Source organism: Roseovarius pacificus (genome assembly GCF_900142665.1).
GTDB lineage: Bacteria > Pseudomonadota > Alphaproteobacteria > Rhodobacterales > Rhodobacteraceae > Roseovarius > Roseovarius pacificus.
Genome location: NZ_FRBR01000020.1, coordinates 33941 through 47727, shown reverse-complemented (window position 1 = coordinate 47727; position 13787 = coordinate 33941). Strand labels below are relative to the sequence as shown.

Below are 13787 nucleotides of genomic sequence, written 5' to 3'. Positions count from 1 at the left end.
TACCCCGCCACGGCGCTTTTTACCAGATATTTCCGCACAAACCGCCGCACTTTGCAATTCACAGCTATGTCCAATAAGTTTGCCTTATCGGACATAAAACGATATGCTCAGCGGCATGGCAGAAAACATCGAGAAATCGAGCTCAGAAGCGGCAAACGTGTCTTCTTCCAACGATGACAACGAGAGAGATCGCCAGGACGGAGAGGCCTTGAGCCTCCCTTCGTCTGTGGCCGGATCCGGCGCGCTCGACCGGTTGGTCGAAACCGCTCGCGACTACGCCCGTGCCGCGGCCTCGGAGAACACGCTGAAAGCCTATGCCAAGGACTGGACGCATTTTGCGCGATGGTGCCGGATGAAGGGCGCTGAGCCGCTGCCGCCGTCGCCGGAGATGATCGGCCTGTACCTCGCGGATCTTGCGTCCGGGTCAGGCCCCTCCTCTACCCTTTCGGTCAGCACCATAGACCGCCGCCTCTCGGGTCTCGCCTGGAACTACGCGCAGCGGGGATTCACCCTCGATCGCAAGAACCGGCACATCGCCACGGTGCTGGCGGGGATCAAGCGAAAACACGCGCGACCGCCGGCGCAGAAAGAAGCCATTCTGGCCGAGGACATCCTGGCGATGGTGGCCACCCTGCCCTATGACCTGCGCGGGCTGCGAGATCGGGCGATCCTTTTGATTGGCTACGCTGGCGGCCTCAGACGCTCCGAGATCGTCAGCCTGGATGTCGGCAAGGATAACACGCCCAACAGTGGTGGTTGGATCGAAATCCTCGAGAATGGTGTGATACTGACATTGAATGCCAAAACCGGCTGGCGCGAGGTCGAGATTGGGCGCGGGTCATCCGAGCAAACCTGCCCGGTCCATGCGCTTGAACAATGGCTGCATTTCGCGAAGATCGACTTCGGGCCGGTGTTCGTGCGCACCTCCCGCGACGGCAAGAAAGCGCTCGAAGCCCGCCTTTCCGACAAACATGTGGCCCGCCTGATCAAACGCACGGTCCTGGATGCCGGCATCCGATCCGACCTGCCCGAGAAGGACCGCCTAGCGCTGTTCTCCGGTCACTCGTTGCGCGCCGGCCTCGCCAGTTCAGCGGAAGTTGATGAGCGCTACGTCCAGAAGCAGCTAGGTCACGCATCTGCCGAGATGACCCGTCGCTACCAGCGCCGTCGAGACAGGTTCAGGGTGAACCTAACCAAAGCCGCGGGATTGTGACGATCAGTCGTCAAGCAGATAGGCCGTGAGGTTCTGGTGAGCATGCAATATGCGAATGATCTCGATCCCCTGCCCCTCCGCTCGGTAGATCACCAGGTGCACGCCACTGGGATGAATGCGAACCGGGGGTGAGAACTCGTCGCGTTCCCGGGCCATTTCTGGAAAGTCGGAAAGCAGGTCGAATAACGAAAACAGGCCATCAGCATAGCGATCTGCCTGTTCGATGCCCCAGGTGTCTGCGCCGTAGTGCCAGATGTCGGACAAGTCGGTTTCAGCCGCGGGTCGAATGACCCAACCGTTATTCTCCGGCATATTTGGCGTGCATCCGAGACTTGAACGTGCTGCGATCAAGCGAGGTCGCGGGACCACCGGAGAGGCCTGCGTCGACAGCAGCCTGAATTTCAGCAATGGCCTCGCGACGGGCACGGTCGCGCCGGATCAGATCGCGAACGTAGTCGCTGGAATTCGCATATCGTCCGGTTTTTGCCTGTTCTTCGACCCAGTTTTTCATTTGGTCCGGCAACGAAATATTCATGGTGCCCATGGTGATCTCCTTATTAGTAGCATGTATGACAAAGTTTGCCAAAGTGCAAGAACGGCTCATACAAAACGGAACCAAACGGTCGTTTAGTAGCGATACCTTAAATTGCAAACGGCCCGTTTTCATGCCCCTGATAGGCTATGCGCGCGTATCCACAGAGGATCAGACCCCCCTGCCCCAGTCCGAGGCGCTGCAATCGGCGGGCTGTGCCGAGATCTTTGAAGAGCACGCCTCAGGCGGCACTCGCGCGCGACCGGTGCTTGCACGTGTGCTCGAACGTGTCCAGCGCGGCGACACGCTGGTCGTCGTGCGGATCGACCGCCTTGCGCGGTCTTTGTCGCACCTACTTGAGGTGATCGAAAGACTGGAGGGCAAGGGGGCGTTCTTCCGCTCGCTCCAGGACCCGATCGACACTGCCTCGCCCCAGGGCAAGTTCACGTTGCAGGTTCTGGGCGCTGCGGCTGAGTTCGAACGCGCCCTAATCCGCGAGCGCACCAAGGCCGGGCTTGCCTCGGCGCGCGCCAAAGGGCGCGTAGGCGGCAACCCCGGGCTTCGCACCAAAGACCCCGCCGCGCTGCGCAAGGTGCGGCTTGCGCGACAGGACGGCTACATGGAGCGCTTGAGCGAGACCGCGCAGGATTGGGTGCCCCACGTGCGCCGCTTGCGCCCCGATATGGCATGGGAAGACGTCCTGAGGATTATCAATGGCCCCCTGCCCCCAGATCGCCATTGGACACAAAGCCGACTGCTCCGCGCTGTGAAGGCCTATGTAAGAGACGGTTTCCTGCCTGCCGAGGTGCTCGGCCGCGCCGGACGCCGCGAAACCGATGATCGCCTGCCGGCTATCGTGGCGGCCATCAAAGGTTCGGACCCGGATATCACGCTACAGGCGATCTGCGACCGGTTGGAATCCATGCGTGAGCGGACTCCACGGGGACGTACAAGCTGGCAACCGTCCTCCGTCAGGATGCTGTTGGAACGGGCGCAGCGACTTGGGTTGCTGGTCAGGCAAATGGATTGACGACGCGCAACTGATCTTCGATCAGCAACCCGTCGTGCATGTCCTCAGTCCACAACGTCGTGCATCCAGCGATCAGCGCGGCCGAGACGATCATCGCGTCATAGACCGATAGCTGGTACTTCTCTGCCAGCGCGCGCCCCACTTGATGGGTTTGAACCGTAAGGTCCTCGACAGAGCACAAGGACTTGATGCCCTCGAGAAAAGCTCCGGTATCTTCCCAACTGAGCCCAGCTTTCCGTCGGCAATTTACCAAGGCTTCGTTCAGGACCTGGACGCTGACCCGGGGTCCCTGCCCCAGAATTTCCTCTGCCCTCTCAGCCTTTGCACCATCGTCGAGCAGGTAGAGCACAACATTTGTGTCTGCGAATTCAGCGCTCATGCGCGGCGTCGCGGCTCAGACGCGCGTCCTTGGGCAGTTTTCCGCGAAACCGTCTCAGTCCTTGCAGGACTTCATCGGCGCGAGGGTGGCGCCTGACAAGAATGGTCCCATCGTCCTTTATCAGGTCGATCTGATCGCCTTCCCTGAGGCCTAGTTCCCGCACAAGATCCGCGGGCAGCCGGACGGCAAGGGAGTTTCCCCATTTGGCAACTTGCATCTCGTCCTCTCAGGCATGGATAAACATCGAAGAACGTATATCCAAAACTGCCAAAAGGCAAGCTTTGGTGTGCTCAAAAGCCATGTTGGAGACCTCCGAAAAGAGTTCTGCCCTGTCCCCTTTCGTGAGATGCGGAGCGTTACACCATGCATTAGGAAGCCTAACAGCCTTGTGTTCGGTGAGGACTCGCCCACTAGATGTGGAAAAACCTTGCGCGAATCCGACTCTTGCGCCAATAGTCACGGAAACGAGGCAAAAAACGTCAATTTCCGTGAACACGCCAAAGACGCGATGTCTCGGAAGCGAGAGGGCAGATGGAAAAAACCTTTGTTCATGAGGATCTCAACGCGGTGATCCGCCAGCATTCGGAATGGCTGGCCAACCAGTTGCATTCGCAACGTGAGAGCTTGTTTCCACCCGATGCCGAGAAGACCATGCGCAAATTCACCTCTGGTGAGGCTGCGGCGCTGCTCGGCGTCAACGACTCCTACCTTCGCAAGCTCAACCTAGATGGCAAAGGGCCTTCTCCCGAGCTGACCGCCGGCAACCGTCGTCTTTACTCGGCGCAGGATATCCAAGCGCTGCGTGTGCTCCTTGAAAAAACCGCTCGCAAGCCGGGTGATTACGTTCCCGGAAGACGAAAAGGTGATCATCTTCAGGTCATCGGCGTGATGAATTTCAAGGGCGGGTCCGGAAAAACTACAACCTCTGCCCATCTCGCCCAACGACTTGCCCTGCGCGGATATCGTGTGCTGGGCATTGATCTTGACCCACAAGCTTCCTTCACCGCGCTGCACGGCGTTCAGCCGGAATTGGACCTCGAAGATGGCGGCACTCTCTACGATGCTATTCGCTATGAGGACCCGGAGCCGATCCGGTCGGTCATCCGCAAGACCTACATCCCCAATCTGGACCTGATCCCCGGAAACCTCGAACTGATGGAGTTCGAGCACGATACCCCGCGCGCGCTGGCGCAGGGCAATGCAGGACTCTTCTTCTTCCGCGTCAAGGAGGCGTTGGCCCAGGTCGATGAGGACTACGACGTGGTCGTCATTGATTGCCCACCGCAGCTAGGATTTCTGACCATGTCCGCACTGTCCGCGGCCACGGGTGTCTTGGTGACGATCCACCCGGAAATGCTCGATGTGATGTCAATGTCGCAGTTCCTTCGCATGACAGCCGACCTCATGGACGTGATCGCTGAGAGCGGCGCCGACATGTCTCATGATTGGATGCGGTATGTTTTGACCCGCTACGAGCCGCAGGATGCTCCGCAGAACCGCATCGTGGCTTTCCTGCGGACAATGTACGGCGAAGCCGTGCTGAATTCGCCCATGTTGAAGTCTACAGCCATCTCCGATGCGGGCCTGACCAAGCAGACGCTTTATGAGGTGGAACGCAGCGCGTTCACGCGTTCCACCTATGATCGAGCGATTGAGAGTCTGAATACACTGAATGACGAGATCGCCGAGCTGATCCAGAAAACTTGGGGGCGCACATGACCAGCGGCAAGAAGAAGCGCATGTCAATGCTGGACAGTCTTGCGGCGGCTGGGGCCCCCTCCCCTGCCCCGCAGGCAGGTGCTGCGACTCCGATGATGACCTCGAACCGCGCCCTTCGGTCCGCTCGCGACGCGGTCGATTCCCATCATGTTTGGGAACTGGACCCGGCGAGCATCGAAGACGGGCGCATGGCGGACCGGCTTGATCCGGCGGATGTACTGGATTTGCGCGATGCGATCGAGGCGAACGGCCAGACTGTTCCGATCCTCGTACGTCGTGCGCCGGGTGAAGATGATCGCTACCTTCTGGTCTATGGGCGACGCCGACTAGAGGCGATCCGTCAGTCCGATAAGGTTACAAAGGTTCGCGCGCTAGTCACCAACCTGGATGACAACAGCGCCCTACGTGCACAGATTTCGGAAAACATGGGGCGGCGCGATTTGTCCTTTATTGAAAAGGCCCTTTTCGCAAAGGACCTTGTGTCGTCCGGCTTCGGAAATCAATCTCAGGTTGCAGAAATTCTCACCGTCACGAAATCGTCCATATCTATGGCGATCGCGATCGCGGACATGGTCGGGCCAGATCTGGTACGCGCCATTGGCGCCGCCCATGGCATTGGCCGACCCCGATGGGAATCCCTTGGTCGGGCCATCGACGAGAATGGTCTGGACCGCGAGGACCTTATCGGGATCGCGAAAGAGGCACGTGAAAATGCCGAGACCTCCATGGTGGTGGATGACGTTGCCTCTACCGAAAACCCGTCCATTCAGGCGTTCTTTGCCGTAGAAAAGGCTGTGACCAAGGCGATTAAATCGGCCAAGTCGCCCTCCCCTGCCCCACCCTCCAGCGTCCCGCTGACGATCGGCGGCAAGCGCGGTGGCACGGTCAAACGCACGTCCAAGGGCCTATCGATCGAGTTGGCGGGCGGTGATTTCGCCGATTGGTTAGAGACGCAAGTACATGACATGATTGAAGAACTTCACGAGCGTTGGAAGCAGCGGTCGGAAGACTGAGGAAGAGCAGAAACCAACGAAGGAGGCACGAAAAGGCAAAAGAAAAGGTCCCGCAAAGCGACTACTCTACGAGACCCTAACTTGTTTCTAGCACCTTCAAGGTAGTGTCCGGAGCCATTTTCCGCAAGTCCAAAGTGATTCGCGGGCCGGGAAATTTTTGTCTTCGTGAATGATAAAATGGACTACACGCCCGTAACGCCGTTTCGGCGAACGATAGATGCTGCCATTCTGAAGCACCAGGCAGCAGCTCAAGAAGATCTGCCCCCAGCCGGCACCAACAAGTGGGAGGTTCTGAGGGAGCTCGCTGCCGCTCGAGTCGCGTTCGGCTTGTCAGATCGAGATTTAACGGTGCTTCAGGCACTGGTCAGCTTTCACCAAGCGACGATTCTCGGAGGCAACGACTGCGAGTTGATTGTACATCCGTCCAACAAGGCGATTTGCGAGCGCCTGAACGGGATGCCCTGCTCGACGATGCGGCGCCACCTCTCCAACCTTGTCCAGACTGGCTTTGTCGTCCGGCGCGATAGCCCCAATGGGAAGCGCTATGCCCGCCGCTACGGTGACGAAAAGGTTGCGTTCGGGTTCGACCTCTCTCCGCTTGTTCGACGCTTCCAGGAGGTCTGTGAGGCCGCTGAGGCCGTGCGGGCCGCAGAGGAGCGTTACAAGCGCCTACGTTCCACTGTCAGCCTCATGCGGCGTGACCTCGCGGGGCTGGTGGAGTATGGGCGCGCACTTCGTCCAGATCAGGGCGTCTGGGACCAATTTTCTGATCTTGCGGCCCTGACAGCCCGAGATCTTCGCAGAAAACTAGAAATGGAAGACCTTAGGCGCATCGAAGATGCCTTGGGGTCGGCCTTAGATCACGCTCGAAACCTTCTGGATGGCTATGAAACAGAAAATATGAGCACCAATGATGCTGTTTTTGAGCAGCACTATCATAATTCAAATAAAGACTCTTATGATCTTGAACCTTGCTTGGAAAAAGCACGGGGCGGAGGCGTTGGACGTGAAGACCGAGAAGTCGCCGATGGCCCTCTGTGTTCTGAACATGAGGCTAACTCAGCCTCAAATACTGACGATCAACTGATGCCAAACATACCGCTTGGACTAGTCCTAGCCTCTTGTCAGGAATTCAAAGCATATTCCGAGCATCCTGTGCGCCATTGGCACGATCTGGTCCGGGTGGCTGACACGGTCAGACCGATGATGGGTATTTCGCCTTCGGCCTGGGACGAAGCGAAACGCTATATGGGACCCGAAGAAGCGTCTGTTGTCATTGTTGCAATGCTTGAACGGTTTGCAGATATCCGATCACCTGGAGGCTACCTGAGAACCTTATCTTCAAAGGCGGCAATTGGGGAGTTCTCCTGTGGTCCGATGATCATGGCCTTGATGCGGCGGGATGCTGCATGATGAGTTCACAGCTGTGAACTCGGCAGAAAATTAGGATAGCTCGGGATGGTTCACAGCTGTGAACTTCTATCCAACATGGTCAGAGGGTACGCTCGCGGACATGTCCACAAACCGGATGCTTCCATTGCCACTCACGCGGGCAGGTCACCATCACCAAAAAGGTTTGGAAAGAGCCGTTCTCGATAATCCAATGGAAACGCCAACCGAACAGGCGTCTTCAGCACGATCTGCGCATCGCCTCGGTCCAGTGCGCAATGCCGAAGAACCGCCAAGATCAGGTCCGGCGCACGTTTGTCATCGATGGTATCTGCAACAAGACGACGATATCGCTGGTCCAATCCGCCGAGCTTGAACAGTCTTTTTGAGAAGGTGATCTGGTCGAGCGTTACCTTAAGAAACCATTCACTGAACGTCTTCAGTGCCGCTTCTGACAGGTTCCCCCGTTCCTCGCGGTCTCCGCGGCGAGGACTGTTGGCCAGATCCATCATCCGTTTGTACTCGCCCCGACCCGTCAACCCGCGGGCCAGTCCACGCGATACCGACCAAAGCCATGGGCGCTGATCCCGGCTGTGAGGGCCATGGCATGAGACATCAGTCTGCTGACGCGCCCGTTGCCGTCCGGGAAAGGGTGGATGTAGTTCAGCCGGTGATGTGCGGACGCGATCGCGACTTCTCGATCTTCGTCCTGGCGCTGACCTGTCCCGGAACAATGGGCTCCTGTGTGCCGTCGGGATGTTCGATGACCCGAAACTCGTCAGGCATCTCGTCGTAGAAGCTCTTATGGACCCAAGTCAGGAATTCGACGGATGTGGGGCAGGGTGCCCTTGCGATGCATCTCATCGATAGCCCTTCAGGCGCGGCATGGATGATGAGATCAGCATGCGGGACCTCTACCGGCCTCGGCAAACGCAAACAACTTGGCAATGCTCGAGCGGTCTCTCCAGATGCTTCATAACCACCGAGCCAAAGAAACGACTTGGGCGAATCCTTTTGGTCATTCCGGTTTTCTCAGACCGACCGATGTCCACCGTTTTGGACAGATCCGGCACCAAGTCTCACAACTCACATTCGTGACAGCCGCTCTTCGTCATCCACAACTTCTAAAGAACCTAAATTGTCAGTCCAGGCCCACAGGACGATGTTGAAGTCCGATGACGACGCGCCCTTCGCAAAACTCTGGATCAGAAGCCCTGCAAACCCATCCGCAATGAGGGCGCTTGCTAAATCCTGTGTCGGCACAGGTTGGCCATCGAGCATCTTCATGCGCCATGCAGGGTCGGCAAGCATCGTCGTTGAGGTGCCATACCGTTCAAGCCCGCCCTGATCGCGCGTGTCGAAAATAGGCCCAAGGTCGGCCGTGTAGGACACCAGGATCGTGGGTTGCAGGCTGCCGACCTGGTTGGCTTCACGAAGCGCGGTCGTGGGATCGAGCGAGGTGTAGAGGGCAGGGGTACCCTTAGCGTTAAGGCGCCCTCCATAGAGTTCAGCGCCTCGTCCGGAAAGAGGTTCACGCGCATAGACCGGGTTCAGGGCCCGATAGAGTGGCCCTGTGTAACGTCCATCTTTCAGAGGCATCAGGCAAACACGCCCGCATCGACCGCATCGATGTATTCCAGAACTTGCTGCGCTTTGCCTTCCTGCACCAGCTGCATGGCTGTCCGGCCATCAAAGCCGGGCAGGGGCTCTGACCGGTACCATGCATAGGCCATCAGTTCCGAGCCGAAGCGGGGTTCGACTTTGTTCAGCACCTCTACCAGTTCGCGCAAGCGGCGCTGCGTCTTGTCAGAGCCGATGCGGGCTCGCCTCTGTAACGCGTCCTTGCCCAAACCGACTGTCAATGCGATTTCCTCAGCCGAAGTGCGCAAGGCTGCGGCGATCTTGCGCGGTTCGAACTGACCAGCTTCAGCGAAGTTCGTAATGTGCATGACTTGTATTCCTACAGTGATACTGACGTTATATAGCGGCAATATCGCTGAAATTCAAGTTGTCAGGGGGTGCTGCGCCTTCGTTTCCCAAGCTAATCCGTAACGCTGTATTGCTCTGAACGTCGGATATCCGGATTTTTGGGCCTGAAAGGTCGCAGTGGGCGCGTATTGTTGCCGATCGAGAATATCAGATAAGTTATTGATAATATGCCAAAGACTGCCGCGGCCGGGCCAGAGTTGCCGATATGGCTTGCCGATCTTGGACCCCAACCGGCACTTACTGCATGAGGTCACTGGGACCCGCGGTGGTGTCGGACCCTTGGCAGTTGCCTAGGTGCAGTTGGCGGTTGGAAAGTTAAAGTGTCCTTCGGGTTTTGTGACTGACGGATGAGGGCCTTTGGGGTCCCTCAGATGGGTCCGGGCCGGGTTCCGGTCTGCCGTTCCGGATGAAGGGCATTCCCATGCAATCAGGTGTCTTGCGCGTGCTCCGCGCAACCGCAGCCTCATGGTGGCGGCATAGAGAACTGCGCCGAACTGGCCAGATGGGGCTGGCGAAGCGGCTCGAAAGCGAGACCGTCATGCGTGATCTCGGCCATCTGAAGCAGGCGGCGTTATTGCCAAACGCGCATGTGATCTGCGGGGAGGGTGGGACGTTCCTCCATCTCGGCTGGACCACAGTGTCGACTTTCGCGCCGATCGAACGATTTCCCTTGGCCGCTCTTGCGGTCGCACGAGGGACCCCGTTCATCGATATCCGACCCGTCACCGATGTCATCGCTTTCGCGAACCTGCCGCGGGTGGCGCGGGGCGGTTCGGTCGACCCTGACCTTTCAGGTGCCGGTAGGTCCGTTTCACTGACCACCTACATCGACATGGTCGAAGAGCTTGGCGCGAAGATCGCCAATGATCCGCGGCCCCGTCAGTCAACCTGACCCCCAATCTTCTCACCAACACAAGAAAGGACGCCAACCATGGCACGATCCCGCACGCCCAAATTCGATGCCTCCGAGGTCATCACCAACGAAATCATCCGCATCATCGAGCGCGGCGTCCTGCCGTGGCGCAAGCCATGGACGGCAGGCGGCAGCTCGCGCCCCCTGCGCGTGGGGGGTGAGCCCTACCAGGGGGTCAACAACTTCCTGCTGACGATGCGTACCGTGATGGCGGGCCACAGCTCGCCCTTCTGGATGACGCTGCCACAGGCCAATGCCCTGGATGCAAAGGTGCGCAAGGGCGAAAAATCCTCTGTCGTCGTTTATTACGGCCAAAGCCGGAAAGACGCCGGCGGCGAGGATGACCACGAGGAGAGCGATGATCGCCCCGAGGAGGCCCGCGTCTTCCGCTTCCAGAAGTCCTACCGCGTCTTCAATGCCTGCCAGATCGAGGGCCTGCCAGAGAGCTTCTATCCGGACCCCGAGCCAGCGCCCGAACATCCGCCGGCCGAGCCCATCCCGCATATGCAGGCGTTTTTCGAGGCCATCGACATCACGACGGTCTTCACGGGAACGGAAGCCTACTACCTGCCACCCGTGGACAAGGTCTTCATGCCCTCCATCACGCGGTTTGAGAACCCGCGGAACTTCTACGGGGTCTGGGCCCATGAGTTGGCCCATGCCACGAAAGCCCGGCATCGGCTGAACCGCGATTTCGGGCTCTCGAAGTTTGGCAACACGTCATATGCGCGCGAGGAGATCGTCGCGGAACTGACCTCGGTGTTTCTGGGTCAGACGCTCGGCTTCACGGCGCATACGCTCGAGATGAACGCGGCCTACCTCTACAACTGGCTACGGGTCCTGCGCTCGGACAAGAATGCAATCTTCAAGCACGCCGCCGATGCGCAGCGCGCTTGTGATTACCTGATCGCGCGGTCGGAGGCGGGCAGGGCAGGGGAGGGCGCTCAGGCCGCATGAGGGATTTGTGTCGGCAAAAGGGAAAGAGGGCTTTGAGAAGGGTGTTTCAACTTCTCAAAGGAGATCCCCATGTCCATGACCGTTCAACCCCAGCCAGACCGTCCGGATCCGAGTGTGATCGCGGCGCAAAACGACGCGTTCCGCAAGCTCGCCTGCCTCGGGGTGCCGCCCGCGCAGCCCATCCAGGGCCGCATGCATGTGACCCGCTCGCTCATGGAGGCCGGCGATGGCTTCATGGCCGAGGCGGTGAAGGCCACTGGTGAGTTCGACACCTTCGAGCCTGAAAATGACCCTGAGGGATGGCACGATTTCGGCGCGGTCGAGATCCGGGGCGAAACCGTGTTCTGGAAAATCGATCTCTATGAGGCGGATTCCGATTTCCGCTACGGGGCCGAGACCCCGGACAATCCCGTCACCACCATGCGTGTGCTGACCATCATGCTGGCGCGCGATTGGTAGAAGGGCAGGGGATGCCTCCCCCTGACATCTCAGACGATGAAGGCCCGCTGCCCCAAAAAGGCAAAGCGGGTCTTCTGTCGTTGTGATCCCCGAAGCCGGGGATTGGTCACGCGCGGGCGCGCGGACCACACTTCACCCACCTGGAAGGATATCCCATGACCACAAGTTTTGCCCCTCTCACCGTCGCGATCGGCGATCTGGTCCCGCATACCGCCAATGTGCGCAGCAATTCCCCGGAAACCTATGACCCCGAGAACATCGCCCATCTGAAGGCCAGCATCGCTGTGCTGGGCCTGCTCCAACCGCTCCTCGTGCAGAAGCTCGACGGCAAATACGCCGTACTCGCCGGTGGCCGCCGCCATGCGGCGCTGAAGGAGCTGGCCGCGGACAAGGCCGCCAAGGGTTTCACGGCGAAGACCAAGGTCGAGTGCCGCATCGTGCCCGAGGATTGCGACGTCACCACGGCCCTGTCGCTCGCCGAGAACATCACGCAAGCGCCGATGAATGCCATCGACGAGTTCGAGGCCTTCGCCCGGATGATGGAGGTCGACGGCCAGACGCCTGAGACCATCGCCAAGACATTCGGCACCACAGTTTCGGCCGTGAAAGGTCGGTTGCGCTACGGGCTGATCCACCCCGACATCCGCGCAGCGGCCCGGGCGAAGGTGATCACGCTCGAAACGATGAAGGCCTTTGCCCAGCACCCGAGCCAGGAGGTGCAGCGCGAGGTCTACGAGGCGCTCACCAAGGAAGACAGCTACCTGCAGGCCTATACGGTCCGCCAGGCGCTCAAGTCCCGCGGCGTGCAGGTCAGCGACGATATCGGGGCCTTCGTGCGCGAGGACTATGAGGCCCGCGGCGGAGCGATCGCGGCCGATCTGCTGGAAGAGCATTCGGTGCTGGAAGACGCCGCGCTGGTCGAGACCATCCTGCTCGAGAAGCTCGGGGCCGCTGCCGAAGAGGTCCGCGCAAAACTGGGCTTTGCCTGGGCGGATGCGATGGTCCGCTATGATTATGCGACCATGGCGGACTATGGCCGCGTCTATCCCGGCCCGATCGAGCCCGACGAGGCCGCCCAGAAGCGCATCGATGAGATCACCGCCGAGCTTGAGCAACTGCAGCTCGAGATGGAAGATGAGGAGCTCGATGACGACGCCTACAACGCTCTCTACGACTGCGTGGACGCACTGGAAGAGGAATCCCGCGACCTGCAGGAGGCCTATAGCGGCGAGGACCTCGCCCGTGCAGGCGTGATCGCATCCTGGTCGAACGGGCAAGTGTCGCTCCATGTGGGCCTCGTGCGCCCGGAGGACACTGTGAAAGAGGAGGGCGCGCGCGGCGCCTCGGCTAGCCCGACCGGGGAGGAGGCCCCGGACGCTGGCGAAATCACCTACCCGGCCTCGCTGGCTGAAGACCTCAAAACCGAGCGAGCGATGGCGCTCGGCGCGGCGATGGCGCTGCATCCCGAGGCCACGCTTGATCTGACGCTCTTCAAGCTGGTGAGCGACGTCCTGGGCACCGGCATGAGCGTCACGCAGGCGATCAAGATCGATGCCCGCAAGGAATATCGCAGCCATGCCAAGATGGACGATATCGACGCAACCTCGCTCGAGCAGGTGGCGGCGGCGCATGATGCGCTGGACCTCTCGTGGCTCGATGACACCCGGTCCCCAGCCGATCAGTTCACGGCGTTCCGCGCGCTGGAGGCAGGCAAAAAGGCCAAGCTCGTCGCCTATGCGACGGCAAGCACGACGCAGTCCTGCTTCGCGCGGGACCGGCAGCGCGACAGCCTGATGCATGCGTTCGAGATCGAGATCATGCCCGATATTCGCGCCCATTGGACGCCGAACGCGGCGCTCTTCAACCGCTTCAAGAAGGCCTGGCTCCTGAAAATCCTCGGCGAGGAACTGGGTCTGGCCCAGGAGGCGGTGACGCTGGCCTCGTCGAGTAAGAAGGAGATCGTCGCCTTCTGCGACAAGCTCTTCGCCGAGCCTTTCGCCACGCTCACGGACGCGCAGCGGGCTGCTGTCGCCGCCTGGTGCCCCCCGATGATGCAGACCGCCGGTCTCGCCTTTGATGAGGCGGAACCCACTGCGGGCACCCCGGAGCCTGACAGCGAGGTCGCGCAAGCGGCCTGAGCCATCACGCGACCCGCGCGAGGCATTTCCCGCGCGGGTCGACCCTTCCAAACTGA

Annotated in this window: 15 protein-coding genes and 1 pseudogene; 9 read left to right on the top strand and 7 right to left on the bottom strand. The window is 59.8% G+C overall.

Annotated elements, in window-relative coordinates:
- Window positions 1–103: 103 nt before the first annotated feature.
- Window positions 104–1213, top strand: coding sequence for a tyrosine-type recombinase/integrase (locus tag BUB53_RS20145; protein ID WP_175544819.1), 1110 nt, complete (start codon window positions 104–106; stop codon window positions 1211–1213).
- 3 nt (window positions 1214–1216) lie between these two features.
- Here the strand turns inward: BUB53_RS20145 and BUB53_RS20140 are convergent, their stop codons facing one another.
- On the bottom strand, window positions 1217–1525 hold the full coding sequence (locus BUB53_RS20140) for a type II toxin-antitoxin system RelE/ParE family toxin (RefSeq protein ID WP_073037536.1): 309 nt from the start codon (window positions 1523–1525) through the stop codon (window positions 1217–1219).
- A complete protein-coding gene (locus tag BUB53_RS20135) occupies window positions 1512–1757 on the bottom strand; it encodes a type II toxin-antitoxin system ParD family antitoxin (RefSeq protein ID WP_073037535.1) in 246 nt (81 codons plus the stop codon). The genes BUB53_RS20140 and BUB53_RS20135 overlap by 14 nt, the downstream gene beginning before the upstream one ends.
- A gap of 121 nt (window positions 1758–1878) precedes the next feature.
- On the opposite strand from BUB53_RS20135, the gene BUB53_RS20130 reads away from it, so the two are divergent.
- Window positions 1879–2775: a recombinase family protein gene (locus tag BUB53_RS20130; RefSeq protein ID WP_073037534.1), complete on the top strand. Its 897-nt coding sequence runs from the start codon at window positions 1879–1881 to the stop codon at window positions 2773–2775.
- On the opposite strand, the gene BUB53_RS20125 is transcribed toward BUB53_RS20130, so the two are convergent.
- Window positions 2759–3154 carry a PIN domain-containing protein gene (locus BUB53_RS20125; protein WP_073037533.1) on the bottom strand — a complete coding sequence of 132 codons (396 nt, stop codon included), beginning with the start codon at window positions 3152–3154 and terminating at the stop codon, window positions 2759–2761. The genes BUB53_RS20130 and BUB53_RS20125 overlap by 17 nt on opposite strands.
- Entirely contained in the window at window positions 3144–3371 is a 228-nt protein-coding gene (locus BUB53_RS20120; RefSeq protein ID WP_073037532.1) for an AbrB/MazE/SpoVT family DNA-binding domain-containing protein, read from the bottom strand. The genes BUB53_RS20125 and BUB53_RS20120 overlap by 11 nt, the downstream gene beginning before the upstream one ends.
- Window positions 3372–3685: 314 nt before the next feature.
- Between BUB53_RS20120 and repA the strand changes: the two genes are divergently transcribed.
- The 3 genes from repA (at window position 3686) to repC (ending at window position 7299) form a co-directional block, all read left to right on the top strand.
- Window positions 3686–4873 (top strand): plasmid partitioning protein RepA, encoded by a 1188-nt coding sequence (gene repA, locus BUB53_RS20115; RefSeq protein WP_073037531.1) that lies wholly within the window; start codon window positions 3686–3688, stop codon window positions 4871–4873.
- Window positions 4870–5886 (top strand): plasmid partitioning protein RepB, encoded by a 1017-nt coding sequence (repB, locus tag BUB53_RS20110; RefSeq protein WP_073037530.1) that lies wholly within the window; start codon window positions 4870–4872, stop codon window positions 5884–5886. The genes repA and repB overlap by 4 nt, the downstream gene beginning before the upstream one ends.
- A 177-nt stretch (window positions 5887–6063) precedes the next feature.
- Complete coding sequence (gene repC, locus BUB53_RS20105; protein WP_073037529.1) at window positions 6064–7299, top strand: plasmid replication protein RepC; 1236 nt, start codon at window positions 6064–6066, stop codon at window positions 7297–7299.
- 131 nt (window positions 7300–7430) lie between these two features.
- Here repC and BUB53_RS20100 read toward each other — a convergent pair.
- The 3 genes and pseudogenes from BUB53_RS20100 to BUB53_RS20090 all read right to left on the bottom strand — a co-directional run.
- Window positions 7431–8149 (bottom strand): annotated as a pseudogene (locus tag BUB53_RS20100) (Fic family protein); the annotation flags it as partial.
- A 212-nt stretch (window positions 8150–8361) separates the two neighbouring features.
- The gene (locus tag BUB53_RS20095; protein ID WP_073037528.1) at window positions 8362–8874 is read right to left on the bottom strand and encodes an RES family NAD+ phosphorylase; all 513 of its coding nucleotides are present in this window, start codon (window positions 8872–8874) and stop codon (window positions 8362–8364) included.
- Window positions 8874–9224, bottom strand: a complete 351-nt coding sequence (locus BUB53_RS20090) for an MbcA/ParS/Xre antitoxin family protein (RefSeq protein WP_073037527.1) — start codon at window positions 9222–9224, stop codon at window positions 8874–8876. The genes BUB53_RS20095 and BUB53_RS20090 overlap by 1 nt, the downstream gene beginning before the upstream one ends.
- Window positions 9225–9670: 446 nt before the next feature.
- Between BUB53_RS20090 and BUB53_RS20085 the strand changes: the two genes are divergently transcribed.
- The 4 genes from BUB53_RS20085 to BUB53_RS20070 all read left to right on the top strand — a co-directional run bounded on the left by BUB53_RS20085 (window position 9671) and on the right by BUB53_RS20070 (window position 13731).
- The gene (locus BUB53_RS20085; protein ID WP_073037518.1) at window positions 9671–10156 is read left to right on the top strand and encodes a hypothetical protein; all 486 of its coding nucleotides are present in this window, start codon (window positions 9671–9673) and stop codon (window positions 10154–10156) included.
- 39 nt (window positions 10157–10195) lie between these two features.
- Window positions 10196–11134, top strand: coding sequence for an ArdC family protein (locus tag BUB53_RS20080; protein WP_073037516.1), 939 nt, complete (start codon window positions 10196–10198; stop codon window positions 11132–11134).
- Window positions 11135–11203: 69 nt separating this feature from the next.
- Window positions 11204–11593, top strand: a complete 390-nt coding sequence (locus BUB53_RS20075) for a DUF3768 domain-containing protein (RefSeq protein ID WP_073037513.1) — start codon at window positions 11204–11206, stop codon at window positions 11591–11593.
- 155 nt (window positions 11594–11748) lie between these two features.
- Window positions 11749–13731 carry a ParB/RepB/Spo0J family partition protein gene (locus BUB53_RS20070; protein ID WP_073037510.1) on the top strand — a complete coding sequence of 661 codons (1983 nt, stop codon included), beginning with the start codon at window positions 11749–11751 and terminating at the stop codon, window positions 13729–13731.
- Window positions 13732–13787: the final 56 nt, after the last annotated feature.

Excerpts from the sequence above, each read along its gene's own strand:
- BUB53_RS20145 (WP_175544819.1), top strand. The coding sequence starts at position 104 with ATGCTCAGCGGCATGGCAGAAAACATCGAGAAATCGAGCTCAGAAGCG.
- BUB53_RS20140 (WP_073037536.1), bottom strand. The coding sequence starts at position 1,525 with ATGCCGGAGAATAACGGTTGGGTCATTCGACCCGCGGCTGAAACCGAC.
- BUB53_RS20135 (WP_073037535.1), bottom strand. The coding sequence starts at position 1,757 with ATGGGCACCATGAATATTTCGTTGCCGGACCAAATGAAAAACTGGGTC.
- BUB53_RS20130 (WP_073037534.1), top strand. The coding sequence starts at position 1,879 with ATGCCCCTGATAGGCTATGCGCGCGTATCCACAGAGGATCAGACCCCC.
- BUB53_RS20125 (WP_073037533.1), bottom strand. The coding sequence starts at position 3,154 with ATGAGCGCTGAATTCGCAGACACAAATGTTGTGCTCTACCTGCTCGAC.
- BUB53_RS20120 (WP_073037532.1), bottom strand. The coding sequence starts at position 3,371 with ATGCAAGTTGCCAAATGGGGAAACTCCCTTGCCGTCCGGCTGCCCGCG.
- repA (WP_073037531.1), top strand. The coding sequence starts at position 3,686 with ATGGAAAAAACCTTTGTTCATGAGGATCTCAACGCGGTGATCCGCCAG.
- repB (WP_073037530.1), top strand. The coding sequence starts at position 4,870 with ATGACCAGCGGCAAGAAGAAGCGCATGTCAATGCTGGACAGTCTTGCG.
- repC (WP_073037529.1), top strand. The coding sequence starts at position 6,064 with ATGGACTACACGCCCGTAACGCCGTTTCGGCGAACGATAGATGCTGCC.
- BUB53_RS20095 (WP_073037528.1), bottom strand. The coding sequence starts at position 8,874 with ATGCCTCTGAAAGATGGACGTTACACAGGGCCACTCTATCGGGCCCTG.
- BUB53_RS20090 (WP_073037527.1), bottom strand. The coding sequence starts at position 9,224 with ATGCACATTACGAACTTCGCTGAAGCTGGTCAGTTCGAACCGCGCAAG.
- BUB53_RS20085 (WP_073037518.1), top strand. The coding sequence starts at position 9,671 with ATGAAGGGCATTCCCATGCAATCAGGTGTCTTGCGCGTGCTCCGCGCA.
- BUB53_RS20080 (WP_073037516.1), top strand. The coding sequence starts at position 10,196 with ATGGCACGATCCCGCACGCCCAAATTCGATGCCTCCGAGGTCATCACC.
- BUB53_RS20075 (WP_073037513.1), top strand. The coding sequence starts at position 11,204 with ATGTCCATGACCGTTCAACCCCAGCCAGACCGTCCGGATCCGAGTGTG.
- BUB53_RS20070 (WP_073037510.1), top strand. The coding sequence starts at position 11,749 with ATGACCACAAGTTTTGCCCCTCTCACCGTCGCGATCGGCGATCTGGTC.